Below are 1,732 nucleotides of genomic sequence, written 5' to 3'. Positions count from 1 at the left end.
GCAATGGCTGTGTCTTCACTGCCGCTTGCCGCATCGACAGAGAGCGTCGGCGCATCCGCAACGGCCTCAACAGTGACATTCAGTGTGTCGGTGACGGTGCTGGTATCGCCACTCTCACCATCGGTCGTGGTCACCGCAACAGAGAGGGTGAAATCCGCATCGCTGTCCGCCGCCGGCGTGATCGTCAGGCCTTCGAGTTCCGCTGGCGTCAGGGTGACGGAGCCATCCTCATTGACGGTCCCCGCAGACAAGGTTGCTCCGGTTGGGATATCACTGATGGTGATAGACGCGCTGTCGCCATCCTGCACACCAGTGACATCAATGTTGAGCGCAATGGCTGTATCTTCCGATCCAACCGCATCCGCTGTTGCAACAGTCGCGGCATCTGCAACGCCGGTCACAGAGACCGGCAGGGTCGCGGTCGTCGTCGCGGTGTCGCTGCCATCGGTGCTGGTCGCGGTCACGGTCAGATCGAAGTCATCGCTGCTGTTCGCCGGTGGGGTGATCGTCAGGTTCGCCAGTTGCGCCGGCGTCAGCGTCGCGACACCATCGGTGACAGTGACCGCTTCACCATCTGCCGTCAGAACCGCGCCATCGGGAATACCGCTGATCTCAACAGACAGGGTCTCGCTGTCATCGGTCAGTGCCGAGGAGATGTCCAGGGCAATGGCTGTGTCTTCACTGCCGCTTGCTGCATCGACAGAGAGCGTCGGCGCATCGGCTACGCCGGTTACTGAGACGAGCAGGGTGGCCGTCGTTGTCGCGGTGTCTGAACCATCGGTGCTGGTCGCGGTAACGGTCAGGTCAAAGTCATCGCTGCTGTTGGCAGGTGGGGTGATCGTCAGGTTCGCCAGTTGCGCCGGCGTCAGCGTCGCAACGCCATCGGTGACAGTGACGGCTTCACCATCTGCCGTCAGAACTGCGCCGTCTGGGATACCGCTGATCTCAACAGACAGGGTCTCGGACCCATCGGTGTCGGTGAGGGCAGAGGAGATATCCAGCGCAATGGCTGTGTCTTCACTGCCGCTTGCCGCATCGACAGAGAGCGTCGGTGTATCGGCTACCGCATCAACGGTGACATCCATCGTATCGGTAACGGTGCTGGTATCGCCACTCTCACCATCGGTCGTGGTCACCGCGACAGAGAGGGTGAAGTCTGCATCACTGTCAGCCGCCGGCGTGATCGTCAGCCCCTCGAGTTCAGCAGGTGTCAGGGTGACAGAGCCATCCTCATTGACAGTCCCCGCAGACAAGGTTGCCCCAGCTGGGATATCGCTGATCGTGATGGAAGCACTATCGCCATCCTGCACACCGGTGACATCGATATTGAGCGCAATGGCGGTGTCTTCACTGCCCGCCGCATCCGCTGTTGCAACAGTCGCCGCATCGGCAACACCGGTCACAGAGACCGGCAGGGTCGCTGTCGTCGTCGCGGTGTCACTGCCATCGGTGCTGGTCGCGGTAACAGTCAGGTCAAAATCATCGCTGCTGTTGGCAGGCGGCGTGATCGTCAGGTTCGCCAGTTGCGCCGGCGTCAGCGTCGCAACGCCATCGGTGACCGTTACGGCTTCACCATCGGCGGTGAGGACTGCGCCGTCTGGAATGCCGCTGATCTCGACCGACAAGGTCTCGCTGTCATCGGTCAGTGCCGAGGAGATGTCCAGGGCAATGGCTGTATCTTCAGAACCACTTGCTGCTTCAGTAGAGAGGGTCGGCGCATCAGCGACGCCGG

Annotated in this window: 1 protein-coding gene; it reads right to left on the bottom strand. The window is 61.4% G+C overall.

The features are described 5' to 3' along the window. A partial coding sequence (locus tag ACOSDM_RS20005; protein ID WP_420726305.1) for a beta strand repeat-containing protein occupies positions 1 to 1,732 on the bottom strand: 1,732 nt, incomplete at both ends.

This window comes from Hwanghaeella sp. LZ110, assembly GCF_048892525.1.
Lineage (GTDB): Bacteria > Pseudomonadota > Alphaproteobacteria > UBA8366 > Aestuariispiraceae > Pacificispira.
The sequence above is the reverse complement of the archived record's forward strand: the minus strand, read 5'-3'. Positions and strand labels throughout refer to the sequence as shown.